General features: G+C 41.8%; 18 protein-coding genes. All 18 read left to right on the forward strand.

All coding sequences use genetic code 11. The annotated features are described in order from the left end of the window. The 18 genes from ACMA47_RS18605 (at position 1) to ACMA47_RS18690 (ending at position 15,776) form a co-directional block, all read left to right on the forward strand. Complete coding sequence (locus ACMA47_RS18605) at positions 1 to 1,404, forward strand: mercuric reductase (RefSeq protein ID WP_413930980.1); 1,404 nt, start codon at positions 1 to 3, stop codon at positions 1,402 to 1,404. Beyond that, positions 1,401 to 2,375 (forward strand): ABC transporter ATP-binding protein, encoded by a 975-nt coding sequence (locus ACMA47_RS18610; RefSeq protein WP_413930981.1) that lies wholly within the window; start codon positions 1,401 to 1,403, stop codon positions 2,373 to 2,375. The genes ACMA47_RS18605 and ACMA47_RS18610 overlap by 4 nt, the downstream gene beginning before the upstream one ends. Then, positions 2,372 to 3,940: an ABC transporter permease/substrate-binding protein gene (locus ACMA47_RS18615; RefSeq protein WP_413930982.1), complete on the forward strand. Its 1,569-nt coding sequence runs from the start codon at positions 2,372 to 2,374 to the stop codon at positions 3,938 to 3,940. Before ACMA47_RS18610 ends, ACMA47_RS18615 begins: the two co-directional genes overlap by 4 nt. Beyond that, positions 3,937 to 5,097 carry an ergothioneine biosynthesis protein EgtB gene (gene egtB / locus ACMA47_RS18620; RefSeq protein ID WP_413930983.1) on the forward strand — a complete coding sequence of 387 codons (1,161 nt, stop codon included), beginning with the start codon at positions 3,937 to 3,939 and terminating at the stop codon, positions 5,095 to 5,097. The genes ACMA47_RS18615 and egtB overlap by 4 nt, the downstream gene beginning before the upstream one ends. Before the next feature lie 52 nt (positions 5,098 to 5,149). Continuing rightward, positions 5,150 to 5,503, forward strand: coding sequence for a SnoaL-like domain-containing protein (locus tag ACMA47_RS18625; RefSeq protein ID WP_413930984.1), 354 nt, complete (start codon positions 5,150 to 5,152; stop codon positions 5,501 to 5,503). A gap of 34 nt (positions 5,504 to 5,537) precedes the next feature. After that, entirely contained in the window at positions 5,538 to 6,506 is a 969-nt protein-coding gene (locus tag ACMA47_RS18630; protein WP_413930985.1) for a bifunctional methionine sulfoxide reductase B/A protein, read from the forward strand. Positions 6,507 to 6,533: 27 nt separating this feature from the next. Next, positions 6,534 to 7,493, forward strand: coding sequence for a thioredoxin-disulfide reductase (gene trxB / locus ACMA47_RS18635; protein ID WP_413930986.1), 960 nt, complete (start codon positions 6,534 to 6,536; stop codon positions 7,491 to 7,493). Positions 7,494 to 7,534: 41 nt separating this feature from the next. Then, entirely contained in the window at positions 7,535 to 9,187 is a 1,653-nt protein-coding gene (locus tag ACMA47_RS18640) for a glutamine--tRNA ligase/YqeY domain fusion protein (RefSeq protein WP_413930987.1), read from the forward strand. A 67-nt stretch (positions 9,188 to 9,254) separates the two neighbouring features. Beyond that, positions 9,255 to 9,548 carry a GNAT family N-acetyltransferase gene (locus ACMA47_RS18645; protein WP_413930988.1) on the forward strand — a complete coding sequence of 98 codons (294 nt, stop codon included), beginning with the start codon at positions 9,255 to 9,257 and terminating at the stop codon, positions 9,546 to 9,548. A 255-nt stretch (positions 9,549 to 9,803) separates the two neighbouring features. Continuing rightward, positions 9,804 to 10,316 carry an OsmC family protein gene (locus tag ACMA47_RS18650; RefSeq protein ID WP_413930989.1) on the forward strand — a complete coding sequence of 171 codons (513 nt, stop codon included), beginning with the start codon at positions 9,804 to 9,806 and terminating at the stop codon, positions 10,314 to 10,316. Positions 10,317 to 10,379: 63 nt separating this feature from the next. Further along, positions 10,380 to 11,972, forward strand: a complete 1,593-nt coding sequence (locus ACMA47_RS18655; protein WP_413930990.1) for an MFS transporter — start codon at positions 10,380 to 10,382, stop codon at positions 11,970 to 11,972. Positions 11,973 to 12,125: 153 nt separating this feature from the next. Then, complete coding sequence (locus ACMA47_RS18660; protein WP_413930991.1) at positions 12,126 to 13,307, forward strand: cation:proton antiporter; 1,182 nt, start codon at positions 12,126 to 12,128, stop codon at positions 13,305 to 13,307. Beyond that, positions 13,300 to 13,557 carry a glutaredoxin family protein gene (locus ACMA47_RS18665; RefSeq protein WP_413930992.1) on the forward strand — a complete coding sequence of 86 codons (258 nt, stop codon included), beginning with the start codon at positions 13,300 to 13,302 and terminating at the stop codon, positions 13,555 to 13,557. The genes ACMA47_RS18660 and ACMA47_RS18665 overlap by 8 nt, the downstream gene beginning before the upstream one ends. A 69-nt stretch (positions 13,558 to 13,626) precedes the next feature. Next, positions 13,627 to 14,112 (forward strand): peptide-methionine (S)-S-oxide reductase, encoded by a 486-nt coding sequence (locus ACMA47_RS18670; RefSeq protein WP_413930993.1) that lies wholly within the window; start codon positions 13,627 to 13,629, stop codon positions 14,110 to 14,112. Between the two features lie 100 nt (positions 14,113 to 14,212). Further along, the gene (gene trxA / locus ACMA47_RS18675) at positions 14,213 to 14,539 is read left to right on the forward strand and encodes a thioredoxin (protein WP_070562100.1); all 327 of its coding nucleotides are present in this window, start codon (positions 14,213 to 14,215) and stop codon (positions 14,537 to 14,539) included. A 21-nt stretch (positions 14,540 to 14,560) separates the two neighbouring features. Further along, the gene (msrB, locus tag ACMA47_RS18680; RefSeq protein ID WP_070562098.1) at positions 14,561 to 15,007 is read left to right on the forward strand and encodes a peptide-methionine (R)-S-oxide reductase MsrB; all 447 of its coding nucleotides are present in this window, start codon (positions 14,561 to 14,563) and stop codon (positions 15,005 to 15,007) included. A 63-nt stretch (positions 15,008 to 15,070) separates the two neighbouring features. Next, positions 15,071 to 15,562 carry a peptide-methionine (S)-S-oxide reductase MsrA gene (gene msrA / locus ACMA47_RS18685; RefSeq protein ID WP_070562096.1) on the forward strand — a complete coding sequence of 164 codons (492 nt, stop codon included), beginning with the start codon at positions 15,071 to 15,073 and terminating at the stop codon, positions 15,560 to 15,562. A gap of 4 nt (positions 15,563 to 15,566) precedes the next feature. Continuing rightward, entirely contained in the window at positions 15,567 to 15,776 is a 210-nt protein-coding gene (locus ACMA47_RS18690; protein ID WP_070562094.1) for a hypothetical protein, read from the forward strand. Positions 15,777 to 15,802: the final 26 nt, after the last annotated feature.

The following is a 15,802-nucleotide window of genomic DNA, read 5'->3' on the forward strand; positions in this document are numbered from 1 at the left end:
ATGGAAAGATTTGATGCGATAATTATTGGTTCCGGTCAGGCGGGCAATCCCTTAGCAAAGCGATTGACTATGGAAGGTAAACGTGTGGCTATTGTCGAATCAGTCTATATAGGAGGTACTTGTATTAACTATGGATGCACACCGACAAAAACTTTGGTTGGCCTGGCTAAAAACATTGCCCAGGCACGCAAGGCCTCAGACTATGGCATCATACTAAATAACAATGTTCCGGATTATAAACTAATCAATCAACGCAAGAACGAAGTTGTATCCTATTACCGGGAAGGACTTGAAAATAGGCTGATTAAGGACCCAAATATTACGGTTTATCATGGAAAAGGCAAGTTTTCAGGATATAAGGAAGTCAGTGTACAACTTGCAGATCTGAGCTATAAATTAATTACGGCGGACTGGGTATTTATTAACACGGGCGCTCGGCCCCGTATTCCAGATATTGATAGGTTGCAATCAGTCAACTTTTTAACGTCGGAAACCATTTTAGACCTTGAATATCTGCCGGAGCATTTGATTATTGCCGGTGGCGGCTACGTGGCACTTGAATTTGCACAGATTTTCCGTCGGATGGGCAGCCAGGTTACGATCATTGAAAAGTCTTCCAAGTTACTGTCAAAAGAAGATGAGGATGTAGGATTAGAAATCACCGGGATTCTTGAGGCTGAAGGTATGCAGATCGTTATGGATGCATCCATAAAACGTGTTGATGCCGAGACGGATGGGTCTATCGCTGTTGAAATTCTTTCCACACAAGGATCATATACGTTAACCGGTAGTGATCTGTTGATTGCTACCGGCAGAATGCCAAACACGGAAGATTTGGATTTACCAAAAACAGGCATTCAGGTTGACGGAAAGGGATTTATTCCGGTAAACGACCACTTGGAAACAACAGAAGCAGGTATTTACGCACTTGGCGATGTAAAGGGCGGGCCTGCATTCACGCATGTGTCGTATCACGATTATATTGTGTTAGCTGAGAACTTATTGGATAAAAAAATGTCCTCTATCCACAATCGGTTAATCCCTTACTGTGTTTTTATTGATCCTGAACTGGGAAGAGTTGGGCTCACGGAAAAGGAAGCCGTTGAAATGGGTCTGGACTTTTCGGTTGCAAAGATGAATACTTCTTTTATTGCCCGGGCAGTTGAGATAGGCGAAACAAGCGGATTTATAAAGGCAATAGTTGACAATAAAACAAAGAAGATTTTAGGTGTCGCTGTGATATGTCCGAACGGTGGCGAATTGATGTCTTTGCTACAGGTGGCCATAATGGGCGGTCTTACTTATGACCAGTTGCGCGATACCATGTTTGCCCATCCCACGTATGCGGAAGCTATCAATAATCTTTTCCATCCGGCACATATAAAACCAAAAGCTAAGTTATGATCAGCATTCGCCAGGTAAGTAAGTTTTTTGGAGCGCATTCAGCAATAGAAAACGTCGATTTTAATATTGCTGAGGGTGAACACGTTGTATTGCTTGGACCTAGTGGAAGCGGTAAAACAACATTACTTCGGATGATTAACGGCCTGGTAACACCTTCAGCCGGTATAATATTGATCAATGGAAAGGATATCCGGAAGCAGCCTCAGGATGAGCTGAGGCGTCGAATTGGTTATGTACTTCAACGCAATAGCCTTTTTCCACATTATACCGTGGAAGAGAATATTAGCGTGGTGCCCAATCTGTTAAAATGGAACAAGCAGACGACTGCTCAAAGAGTTAGGGAACTGATGGCAAAGTTACACTTACCTGAAAAATACTTATCACGCAGACCGGATGAATTAAGCGGTGGCGAGGCACAAAGGGTAAACATCGCGCGGGCGCTTGCTACAGATCCACCGGTATTATTGATGGATGAACCGTTGAGTGCTTTAGATGCCATTACCAGAAAGTCCATACGGGAGGAATTTATGCGACTAGATGAATTCCGGAAGAAAACGATCGTCATGGTTTCTCATGATATCCAAGAAGCATTTGCAATGGCAGATACCGTTGTTTTGCTTAATAATGGGAAACTGGTTCAGCAAGGAAGACCATCTGAATTATTATACAATCCTGCTAATGATTTCGTAAAAGATTTTCTTTCAAACGACTATTTAAAACTTTCGCTTGGCGTTACATCGATTGACGACCTGTGGAATTACCTGCGGGGAGAAAGCGGTGACGAAGAAGGTTTTTCTGCGGAGCCGGTCGGTGATACCACGTTATGGAATGCAATGGAACGATTTCAGCATAACACTGAAAATTGTCAGTTCATCACCATGCGACACAAATCTTCCGGTGAATGGAAGCGCATTACATGGAGCGATCTCATGAATGCATATCGTTTACATCAAAACAATAATCAAAGATGAACGACAATATTAATCTTTGGGAGTTTGTTACCCGCCATTGGGAGAAGTTGCTCGAACAAACCGGGCAACATATCGGGCTTACCTTTATGTCCATATCCCTTGCGATATTCGTAGGTGTCCCGGCAGGTATTCTCATCAGCAGAAAAAGAAAGTTATCATCACCGGTTCTTGGTTTCGCCGGAGTGCTGCAAACAATTCCAAGCATTGCATTGCTCGGACTGCTGATTCCTGTATTGGGTATTGGTGCCAAACCCGCTATTGCAGCACTGTTCTTATACGGCCTGCTTCCTATCGTTCGCAATACCTACACTGGTATTATAAACATTGATCCTGAAATAAAAGAGGCCGCAAGAGGACTCGGCATGAGCTATAAGCAATCATTGCTGAAAGTAGAACTGCCCCTAGCGATGCCTGTAATACTTGCTGGCGTTCGTATCGCGACGATCATCAACGTTGGAGTAGCCACGCTTGCGGCGTATATAGCTGCCGGTGGATTGGGCGAGTTTATTTTTGGCGGGATTTCGCTGAACAATACAACCATGATGCTTGCGGGTGCAATACCTGCGGCCTTGCTGGCGCTTCTTTTCGATTTTCTTCTTTCGCGTCTTCAAAAAATAAGGTTTAGGAAGATAGCGGGCCTTTTTTCCATCATGGCAGGAATTGTTTTGCTTTCGGGCTTCTATATCATTCCATCCATAGAACGGAGCAAATTATTAGCCGGGTTTACTCCTGAATTCATGGGACGTGCCGATGGTTACATCGGCCTACTGCAAACATATGGTTTAAAGATACCGACAGTGGTTATCAATGATGCCGTTATGTACAAAGCGATTTATGAAAAGAAGCTGGATATAGTGAGCGGTTATAGTACCGACGGCCGGATTGATGCTTACCGGTTGGTTAGCCTGGAAGATGACAAGAAAATATTTCCCCCATATTATGTAGCACCGATTATAAAAGAGCAGACACTCTTGCGCTTCCCCGAACTGGAGCCTGTGCTTAACCTACTTGCGGGTAGGATCAATGATTCGATCATGACTTCCCTTAACTATCAAGCGGACTACCTACACCGTGAACCGGCTACCATTGCCCGTGAGTTTCTTGAAAGCCAGCATTTATATAAACCTGCCCGTCCGGTCGGTAAAAGCTCGATCAGGATTGGCTCTAAAGTATTTGACGAGCAATATATTCTTGCAAGCATTTATACGCAGCTTATCAGGGGCTATACAGACTTGGATGTTTTACCAAAAACCGGATTGGGCGGCACTAAAATATGCTTTGACGCACTAATGAACGATCAGATTGATCTATATCCGGAATACACAGGAACGGGGCTGACGGTCATGTTGCACGCCGATACGGCAACTGTGCGCAGGCTGATAGCAAATAAAGATGCGGTGTATGATTATGTGCAACGGGAGTTTAAACAACAGTTTCAAATCAAATGGTTAAAGCCTGTGGGATTCAATAACACTTATGCCTTAATGATGCGGAAAGAAGACGTTAAACGGCTAAAAATCCGGACAATCAGCGATTTGTCCAATTATTTAAAATTCGAAAAATGATAGCTATTAAAGATAAATACAGTAAAGTCCGCAAACGAAGCGAAGACATCTGTTCGACCTTGGAGACGGAAGATTATGTGGTACAACCGATAGTAGACGTGAGTCCGCCTAAATGGCACTTAGGACATACATCCTGGTTTTTTGAAACCTTTATCTTGGTCTGCTATCTTGAAGATTATTCCAGTTTTAATCCGTCTTATCCTTTCGTGTTTAACAGTTATTATGAGAGTTTAGGCGCACGCGTGATACGGACTAACCGTGGTAATTTAAGCCGGCCAACTGTTGACGAGGTCTATGAATATCGCCGTCATGTTGATGTGGCAATGGACAAGTTGCTTAGTCAAACGATAAGTGAGGAACTACATACCCTTATTATTCTTGGACTTAATCATGAAGAGCAACATCAGGAATTATTAGCGACCGATATCAAATATATTTTAGGACACAATCCGCTCTTTCCAACCTATGAGGAAATTGCAAATCCAATAGCCGTAGATACGGCTACCAATGAGTTTATTACCGTTAATGATTCCATGCACAACATTGGATACGATGGCAACGGATTCTGCTTTGACAATGAACTTGGGCGTCATGAAGTCTTTCTCCCAGCATTTAAAATAGCAAAGAATTTGGTCACAAATGGCGAGTATCTCTCATTCATCGAGGATGACGGGTACAAGAAGCATGAATACTGGCATGCCGAGGGCCTTGATTGGGTCAAAAATAATAACATTGATGCACCACTTTACTGGCATTGGATAGCTGACCAATGGCACTCCTACGGTACGGCGGGAATCCAACCATTGAAACTGGACGAACCGGTGGCTCATGTAAGCTATTACGAAGCATCCGCCTTTGCTGCATGGAAAGGAATGCGATTGCCTACAGAATTTGAGTGGGAAGCAGCGTGTAAGCAATTTCCTTGGGGTGACCGTTGGGAATGGACCGGCAGCGCATATCTGCCTTATCCCGGATACGTCCGAGCGGCCGGGGCTATCGGAGAGTATAATGGCAAATTTATGGTTAATCAAATGGTACTCCGTGGCGCTTCAATTGTCACGCCGCCGGAACATAGCCGTCCAAGTTACCGCAATTTTTTCCATCCGCATTTAAGATGGCAATATACGGGCATCAGACTCGCAAAGGCCTTTAAATAACTGCACGCACGTTTATTGTATACATATAACTCATACTCAAAAAAACAAAAAAATGGAAAGCAAACTTAAAGAACTCGTAAAAGAATTGAATGGTTTGGTATCAAATGGTCAGCTGGTTGATGCGGCTGAAAAATTTTATGCACCTAATGTCAAGACCATTGAATATGATGGCTCAGTAACAGAGGGAAAACTCGCGACAATGAAGAAACTCATCGACTTTGTAGATTCCATTCAAAATGTCAAAAAAATTGAGCTTCTTCGATCGGCGGCTGATGGCAATGCCTCCTTTTCGGAATACATTTTAGATTTCGACATGAAGGATGGAAGCAATGTCTACCTGCATGAGATCATCCGCGCACTATGGGAAGATGGCAAAGTTGTAGAGGAGCGGTATTTCAAAGGATAACGGATTTTTTTAACCTTAAATAATTAATACTACTATGCTAAAGTGGCTTGATGTTATAAAATATGCCAATAACGGCAACCCTACTCCTGACAAAAGAGTGGAAAAGACTGAAAAGGAATGGAAAGCACAGCTTACCGAAGAGCAGTTCAATATTACGCGGCTTAAGGGGACAGAGCGTGCATTCAGTTCTGACCTGTGCTCCTATTTTGAACCGGGAAGATACGCATGCGTTTGCTGTGGCACAGAACTATTTGATGCAGACACCAAGTTTGAAAGTGGAACTGGATGGCCCTCCTTCACGCAGCCGATAGAAGAAAATGCAGTTGCCTACCATAAGGATAGCGCCTTTGGTATGGTGCGTATTGAGGCGCTCTGCAATACCTGTGATGCTCACCTGGGGCATGTTTTTCAGGATGGACCTATGCCGAGTGGACTTCGTTATTGCATGAATGCCGTTTCGTTAAAAAAGGTAGACGTTAGCGAAAAGAAGGTGGATTTGGGCGGAGGCTGCTTCTGGTGTACCGAAGCAATCTTTCAACGACTGAAAGGAGTAATAAAAGTAGAAAGTGGCTACAGCGGAGGGAAGATCACCAACCCAACCTATAGAGAGGTTTGCAGCGGTATAACCGGACATGCTGAAATGGTTGAAGTTACCTACAATCCAAACGAAATATCATTTGATGATTTACTGCGAATACATCTCAGTACCCACAACCCTACAGCCGTGGACCAACAGGGCGCAGACCAGGGTTCCCAGTATCGGAGCATCATTTTTTACAGGACTGAAGATGAAAAACAAACTGCGATGAAGGTTATTCACGAAGTGCAAAAATCATATTTAGATATGGTTGTTACTCAACTGGAAATGTTCGAACATTTTTACAAAGCGGAAGATTATCATCAGGATTACTACAACAAGAACCCCGACGGAGGATATTGCCAGGCTGTTATCGATCCTAAACTATCTAAATTCAGGGAATTGTATAACGACAATATAAAATAACGCTAACTTATTAAAACAGAGACACAATTGAATACAGAACAGTACGAACGAATAAAATGTCTGATCATCGGATCTGGACCAGCTGGTTACACCGCCGCCATTTATACGGCCCGCGCAGACCTAAAACCTGTACTATATACAGGCTTGCTTATCGGCGGCCAGCTTACTAAAACGTCTGATGTCGAAAATTATCCGGGATATCCCGATGGTATAATGGGACCCGAAATGATGGAAGGTTTTCACAAACAGGCTTCCAGAATGGGCGCAGATCTGCGGATCGGGTTTGCAAGCGAAGTCGATTTTTCTGAACGGCCTTTTAAAGTTACTATCGATGAAAATAAGGTGTTACTGGCGGATTCTGTGATTATCGCTACAGGAGCAACACCAAAGCTTTTGGGACTTGATTCGGAAAATCAGTATGCGGGTCACGGGGTTTCGGCTTGTGCCACCTGTGATGGATTCTTCTTTAAGGGTGAGGATGTTGCCATTGTAGGTGCCGGGGATACTGCGGCTGAGGAAGCACTGCACCTATCAAAACTTTGTAGAAAAGTGTACATGTTGGTTCGTAAATCCAACTTCAGGGCTTCGAAAACAATGGTTCATCGGGTAGAAAACACGCCTAACATTGAAATCATGTTTAACGTCGAGGTAAAAGAAATTCTCGGAGATGGTGTAAAAGTTAATGGTACTCGGCTATTCAATAACATTACTTCGGAGGAAACTAAACTGGACGTAACCGGTCTGTTTTTAGCCATCGGCCACCATCCAAACACCGGGTTATTCAGCCGTTGGATTGATATGGATGATGTAGGATATATTAAAACAAAAAATTGTTCCACAAAGACAAATATCCAGGGCATTTTCTGTTGTGGTGACGCTCAAGACCCAAACTACCGTCAGGCAATTACCGCTGCGGGAAGTGGTTGCATGGCGGCCCTGGATTGTGAGCGGTTTCTATCGGCTATGGAACACGGAGCTATTGAATAACGGCTGCCAAATGATTTAACAAATAAAGGAAACAACAAAGTATGGAGGAATCATTAAATTTTGTCGAAGCAATCATTGAGCAAGATATCCATAATGAGGTTTACAGTGAAGGTATCACGACGAGGTTCCCTCCAGAGCCTAATGGATATCTGCATCTCGGTCATGCCAAATCCATCTGCTTGAATTTTGGGCTTGCATCAAAATACAAAGGAAGGGTTAACCTGAGGTTTGACGATACCAATCCAGAAAGAGAAAACAGCAGCTATATAGATGCCATCAGGGAAGATATTCAGTGGTTGGGATTTGAATGGCATAATGAATTCTACGCTTCAGACTATTTTGAAATCCTCTACGGATTTGCCATAGAATTAATCAAAAGAGACCTCGCTTACGTTGACGATAGCACACCTGAAGAAATTGCCGAGCAGAAAGGAACTCCCCAGGTTCCGGGAGTACCTAATCGGTACAGAGGACGTTCGATAGATGAAAATCTACTTTTATTCGAAGCGATGAAGTTTGGCGGCTTCAAAGATGGGGAGAAAGTATTGCGCGCTAAGATTGATATGAAGGCCGCTAATATGCACATGAGAGACCCGATCATGTACCGCATCAAACACACTCCCCATCATCGTACCGGGAGTGCGTGGTGTATTTATCCCATGTATGATTTTGCTCATGGCCAGTCCGATGCTATTGAGCACATCACGCATTCCACCTGCACCCTTGAATTTGTTGCACACCGTCCGCTTTATAATTGGTTCATCGAGAAATTGGGCTTATTTCCCTCCAAACAGATTGAATTTGCTCGTTTGAATCTTGCTTATACAATCATGAGCAAACGCAAGTTGCAGCAACTGGTTGAAAAAGGCTTGGTTGACGGATGGGATGATCCACGATTGCCTACGATAGCCGGTCTCCGTCGAAGGGGTTATACCCAAAACGCTATCCAGGAGTTTTGTGAAAGGATTGGCGTTGCGAAACGGGATGCGATTACGGATTACAATTTGTTAGAATTCTGTGTACGCCAGGATCTAAACAAAACGGCCCAGCGGAGAATTGCCGTTTTAAAACCGTTGAAGGTTATTATAACGAACTACGACCAGGCATCTATTGAAAAGATAGTTTTAGAGAATTTACCAGGAGAAGAAACCAAAGGTAGTCGTGAAGTACCATTTAGCAGGGAGCTATGGATCGAGCAGGACGATTTTATGGAGCATCCGACAAAGAATTACTACAGGTTGACTTTGGGAGGAGCGGTCAGATTGAAAGGAGCATATATCATCTTATGTGAGCATGTTGTGAAAGATGAAGATGGAAACATCTTAGAACTACATTGTAAATATTTTCCGGAAAGCAAGTCTGGTGACGATCAAAGCAACATTAAAGTAAAAAGCACGATCCATTGGTTAAGTATTCCTTTTGCGATCCCGGCTGAAATCCGGCTCTACAGTAACCTTTTTAAAATAGAAGACCCTAGTCAAACGGGAGACGAATTCCTAAATCATTTTAACAAAGACAGTATTCAGGTATTGCCAAATGCATATGTAGAAAATGATCTCATCAAAGGAGATGAAGTAGGTGTAAACTTTCAATTTGTCAGAATGGGCTATTTTATAAAAGACAAGAATTCAACAGCGGACCATTTTATTTTTAACAGAACCGTCGATTTGAAAGAAAACTGGAAGAAAACCTAAAAATGCCTTTTACAATAACTCATACTTAAATAACAAGCAAATACAAATTATTAAAAAAATATAAAAAATGGAAAAGATTGAAATACACGAAGGCCAAAATGGCATCTCTTTTTTTTCGCTTCATGCAGATGGCCAGGAAGTCGGCAGAATGCTTGTCAGTGTTACTCCCGATATATTGGAAGCGGGATATACCAGTGTTGGCTTTGCCCAGCGTAAAAATGGATATGGCAAGAAACTCGTAGACGCAGTAGTTGATTATGCACGCAAAAACAACCTGAAAGTAATAGGGAAATGTGGTTTTGTGGCGATGATGTTTAACAAATATCCAGAGACTTACGGAGACATCCGTGCCCATATGTAAACGTAAGGGTAACCGCTTCGGCGTATAATAGGACCCTACGTCGCAATCCCAAAAGAGATACTTAAAAACCTGAAGTCTGCACTCATGTTACCTGTTGTTATCCAGACATTCAAGCTAGAAGTATTGGTAGAGATAAAAGTTGTCGCATAAGGAGCGCTAGTTGACAGGAAAGCTAATTGGCATTTGATGCCGAATTCAAAAGGATTTTTTAAAAGGAACCAAACACTTTGAAGATAGCGCTAAAATTTAAAAATCATGATACACAAAAAACAAATCGTTCGATTGTTCGCAAAGGATATTACAGGTGATATCATTAAAGACCGTCAGGGAGTTACTGTTAATTGGCGAGCAGGGCAACTGGTTCTCGATGAACCAACATTTAATGGTGGTAATGATATCGGTCCCGATCCGTTTACAACGGTTTTATCCGGTCTTGTAGGTTGTACATTGACCACCTTACGGATGTATATCAAAAGGAAAGGATGGGATATTACAGACATACATTGCTCCGTGAATATGCTTCAACAGGCAGAGCCGTTCAAGACTTCGATTTTCAGGACGCTTTCATTCGGTCAGCCCGTTACCGATGCGCAAAAAGAACGCCTGCTTTGGATTGCAGTGAACTGTCCGGTAGCAAAGTTGCTGCATGGTGAGATTGATATAGAAACCCAGCTATCTGATGATCCAACTGTTCGGGCTGGTGGTGGAGACTACCCACCATCGGATGAGGCTTCAACAGATGCCACAGGGAATTATACAACCCAGTAACGTGAACGACCAAAAAGATTATACCGACCATTTATGTACCACTAAAACCGCAAGTAAAAAGATATGTCTACAGTTGCTTTAAGTAGCCTTAAGGGAAGATGGGTGATGGTTGGTACAATCATGGCCTCATCTATGGCATTTATAGATGCGACTGCACTTAATGTTGCATTGCCCGCTTTGCAAAGCGACTTTCATGCGACAAGCAGTGAGCTGTTCTGGATATTGAATGCATATCTGCTGATGCTCTCATCGTTAATCCTTATAGGTGGATCTTTAGGCGATAAAATTGGACGTAAACGAATTTTTATGTTGGGGATATTGATTTTTATAATCGGATCAGCTGCCTGTGGGTTTTCTCAGAATGTCTTGTCTTTGATTATATTTCGAATGATACAAGGCATCGGAGGCTCACTAATGATCCCTGGGAGCCTTGCACTGATTTCTTCTTCGATAAATGAAGTAGAGCGGGGAAAGGCTATCGGGACATGGTCAGCAGTAACTACTGTCGTCAGTGTCGGAGGGCCTATTCTCGGCGGAGGGCTTGCCGACATCGGACTTTGGAAATATATATTCTTTATTAACGTCCCTATAGGTGTATTTACGTTGATTGTTCTGGCAACAAATGTAAATGAGGTCAAGTCAGACAAGATGGATAAATCGATTGATTTTGTTGGCGCCATTACAGTTGTGTCTGGATTAGCCGCACTAACATTTAGCTTTCTTAGTATGCCTGCTAAAGGGATTTATAGTTGGCAGGTGTCCTTGGCCCTGATAATCGGTATTATCCTTCTCATAGGTTTTGTTCGGATTGAACAGCGAGCCAAACATCCGATGATGCCAATGTCTATATTTAAAAATGGAACCTTCAGCGGGGTCAATCTATTGACACTATTTCTCTATGCCGGTCTTGGTGGTGGTATGTTATTTCTGTCGTTAAATCTCGTTCAGGCGCAAGGTTACTCACAATTTGAATCAGGACTTACTATTCTTCCTTTTTCCATCCTTATGATATTGCTCTCCAGATACATTGGTAAATTATCAGACAAATACGGGGCGCGAATGTTTTTGATATTAGGTCCGATCATCACTGGCACAGGGTTTATGATGCTTGCATCAATTAAGCAGACTTATGGATCAGGTGAATACTTCAATACTTTTTTCCCAGGGATATTTGTATTCGGGCTCGGTATGGCTATTACCGTTGTCCCGCTTACAAAAACCGTAATGAGTTCGGTAGGCGATCAATTATCAGGGACTGCCTCGGGCATCAATAATGCAACAGCACAAATGTCCAATGTCTTTGCTTATGCCATCTTTGGGGCTTTGGCCGTTTTCTTCTTCTCGTCAGGAATGGAAAGCCGTCTGGCAAATTCAAAATTACCTAGTGATGCCCGAAAACTCATAGTTTCTGAGGCTATAAATCTTGGAAACGCCCAGGTCCCAGCGACAGTACAGGAGTCTGATCGTGCTCAAATTGCAGCATTTTATAAGGAAAGCTTCATAGATTCCTATAAAAATGTAATGCAGATATCAGGAATGCTTTGTATTGCAGGCGCGTTTATGACGATTATCTTCATTAAAAAAAAATCTGTTAGGGATGCACCAGAAGGCTCTAAATCCATATTTAATAAGGACTATGATAAGATTCGGTATTGACAGAGGAAGTTATTGGCACCCAGGAATTATGACTAGGGTCCTGAAAGGCATAGAATCCTTAGAACAACACAGGAATTGGTTTCGCGTCAGGAGTCAAATCGGTACCTGCCTTCTCTTTGCCATTACATTACTCAAAATCCTAAAACAAAGCTCATGCAACATAACATCCTTATAGATATATGTGCCATTTTTGGCGTTGCTACAGCTATCATCATTGTTTGCAATTTTCTTAAAATTAGATATATCATTGGTTATCTAATCACCGGTATTTTGCTCAGTCCAAATACTTCCAGCTATTTTGCCAACATGAACGAGGTGGATGTGTATGCGGAAATAGGAGTCATACTGCTTTTGTTTACCATTGGACTTGAATTTTCCTTTGACAAATTGAGAAAAATCCAAAAATACGTATTGGGCGGAGGTATGGCGCAATTGGTCATTACCATCTTAATTACTTCAGGACTTATCTGGCTTACAAGACGACCCAGCTGGGAAGGAAGTATATTCTGGGGGTTTTTGTATTCATTGAGCAGTACGGCGATCGTAATAAAAACGTTGCAGGATTCGAATAAAATAGTAACGCCCCACGGTAAATTTATATTAGCGGTGTTATTGTTTCAGGATATTATGATCGTACCCCTTATGCTGTTTACGCCTATTCTTGCAGGTGCAGGTGGTGACTTATTAACAGCGTTTGGTTTGTTATTGGGCAAATTGGTGCTGATGGGCTTCATTGCCTATGTACTGGCTCGTTTTGTAATCCCCTTTTTCTTAAAAAGTGTAATGAAGGTGCAGAGCCAGGAGGTATTTTTGATTGCCTTAATCTTTATCGTTACCGGTATCGCCTTAGTAACCGAACGACTAGGCTTATCTCTTGCTTTAGGTGCCTTCATTGCGGGCTTGATTATTGCCGAAACTGATTATGACCGTATGGCGATCTCCTGTTTTTTGCCTTTTCGATATGTATTTATGAGCTTTTTTTTCATTTCTATGGGAATGTTGCTTAACTACGAGATATTTCTGACCGATTTCGGTTGGATTGTATTTTGGATATTTTTTGTCTTTGTTGTAAAGTCAGTTGCGGGAATTCTTGCCGTAAAAATATTTGGACTGGAATGGAAAATTGCTCTTGCCGTTGGATTTTCTATCGCGCAAATTGGTGAGTTTTCATTTGTACTCGCCCAAAGCGGGTTGAAGTATCAATTGATAAGTGACAATAATTATCAGATATTTTTAGCTGTGTCCATTATCCTGATGTCTGTAACACCCTTTATAGTAACAAACGCGGAAAAAATACATCCTTTATTTAAAAAATTGATAACTAAAAATGGATAGACCTAAATTACAATTATATGGAACTGACTGGTGTACCAAGTCTTCTGCATTGCGGAATTATCTGCAAAGCAAATGGATAGAATTTGATGATTTTAATGTGGAAACAAATATTGAAGCCGAAGCTAAAGTACGGGGTCTGTACGAAGGTAAATTAAAGTTCCCTACCATAATAGTGGGCAATGATTATATTAAGAATCCAACGATATCACAACTCGAAGAATTTTTGAAAATACACAATATCTCCGGATAATTTTTAGGAGTTGAATCCATTATTTTAATAAAAGACGCCAGCTCAGATAATAATTTGTTAATAAGAAATATGAAAAAAATAGGTTTTGGTGGAGGATGTCACTGGTGTACAGAAGCCATATTTCAGGCTTTAAATGGCGTTGAGTTTGTGGAGCAGGGCTGGATTTCCTCATTGAATCCCTATGATACATTTTCAGAAGCGGTTATTGTTCATTTTAATGAAGGCATCACACTGGATGTGTTAATTGAAGTGCATCTGCTGACGCACAGTAGCGCGAGCGCACACAGTATGCGTTACAAGTACCGTTCGGCAGTGTATTATTTTGATCCCAATGATAAAGATACTATCGAATTAATAATCAATAAGCTGTCAAAGGAAAATGACACCAAATATATTACACAGACACTGCCCTTTGCAGACTTCAGATTGAATTCGGAGCACTTCCTCAATTATTATAAAAAAGACAAACAGAAACCTTTCTGCCAAACCAATATAAATCCTAAACTAGCTGCAATACGCAAAACATTCGGTCATCATATTCGAAATGATTTTTAAGATGGGAAGAATTGCCAAAATATCGGGTGATAACGGTAAGAGAAAGGGTATTGCCGTATATTAACTTTGTGGAGTTAGATAACAATTAAAGTTTTTAGTTATGAGAAAAATAGAAAGTAAACAGGAATTTGAAGAAACAATTCAAAAAGAAGCAAGCGTAGTTGTAGATTTTTACGCCGACTGGTGTGGTCCTTGCCAGACGCTATTACCCACATTGGATGACCTGTCCAAAGACTTTGAGGGGAAGGTCAAAATAGTTAAAGTTAATGTTGATAATCAACAGGAACTTGCCCAGCGTTTTGGTGTGCGTAGCATCCCCACATTGATCTTTTTCAAGAACCAAAAAGCTGTGGAGACCATAGTAGGTCTTCGAACCAAGGATGAACTTCAAAAGAAGATATCCGCGTTGGAAATAGGAAATAAATAGTAACATTCAAAATAAATAGTTATGTTAAACTGGAATGATATCATCAAGTTCGTAAACAAAGGTAATCCTGTTCCGACTCGCAGGGTGGAAAAAACAGACGAGGAATGGAAAGAACTGTTAAGCCCCGATTCGTATTTTGTTACCAGGGGGAAGGGTACTGAGCGAGCACATAGTTCGGATATGTGCGGCTTATTTGAACCGGGTAAATATGAATGTATCAGTTGTGGAACACCTTTGTTTGATGCAACTGAAAAATTTAACAGCACTTCTGGCTGGCCTTCTTTCACTCAGCCCATAGCTGTTGAAAATATTGCCTACCATAAGGATGGTGGTTATGGTATGATAAGAGTGGAAACGACCTGCAATGTCTGTGATGCGCATTTGGGCCATGTTTTTCCGGATGGTCCTGCACCAAGTGGTCTTAGATACTGTATCAATGCCGTGGCGCTTAAGAAAGTAGAGGGCTGAGATCTCTCAAGCATTTCAGATCAAAAATTTTAAAGAACTTAAATAAAATAAAAGCTATAAGTAATGGAAAATTTGAAAAAAGCATATTTGGCGGGTGGATGTTTCTGGGGCATGGAAGATCTTTTCAGAGCACGTCCTGGCGTAATTAATACCGAAGTCGGGTACTTAGGGGGACAGAACGATAATCCCACCTACGAGTATCATCCCGGCCATGCAGAGGGTGTTGAAATTACCTATGATCCAAGCAAGACAACTTATAGGGAGTTATTGGATTATTTTTTCAGGGTACATGATCCCAGCACGGTAGATAGGCAGGGCAATGACAGGGGCAAAAGTTACCGCTCGGCACTATTCATTCAGAACGATGAAGAAGGAAATGATGCCGTGGAAATGATCAAATTAGTTGATGATTCGCAACGCTGGCCTGGAAAGGTAGTAACGACATTGGAGCCGTTCACAAAATTTTGGCCTGCCGAAGACTACCATCAAGATTATCTGGTCAAAAATCCGAATGGCTACACCTGCCACTTTGAGCGCTTTGGAACTTTTTTGTAAAGCAATGAACAAAGTAACGGCAGAAATTTACCAGCTGCATCCCGATCGGTATATATTGGTCTCTGGACAGGAGGAAGGCGCACCTACATGCCCTTATGAAAATGTCCAACAATGGGTTGGCTATGATACCTTAACCAAAGAATATATTCGGTTTACAAAGTCGGTATACAAAAAGCTTGTTGAAGAAATGGAAAATAAAAAAATAAAGATATGAATATAGTAGTTTTCTTATCGACCGCA

The organism is Chryseobacterium sp. T20, from assembly GCF_047345655.1.
Classification (GTDB): domain Bacteria; phylum Bacteroidota; class Bacteroidia; order Flavobacteriales; family Weeksellaceae; genus Chryseobacterium.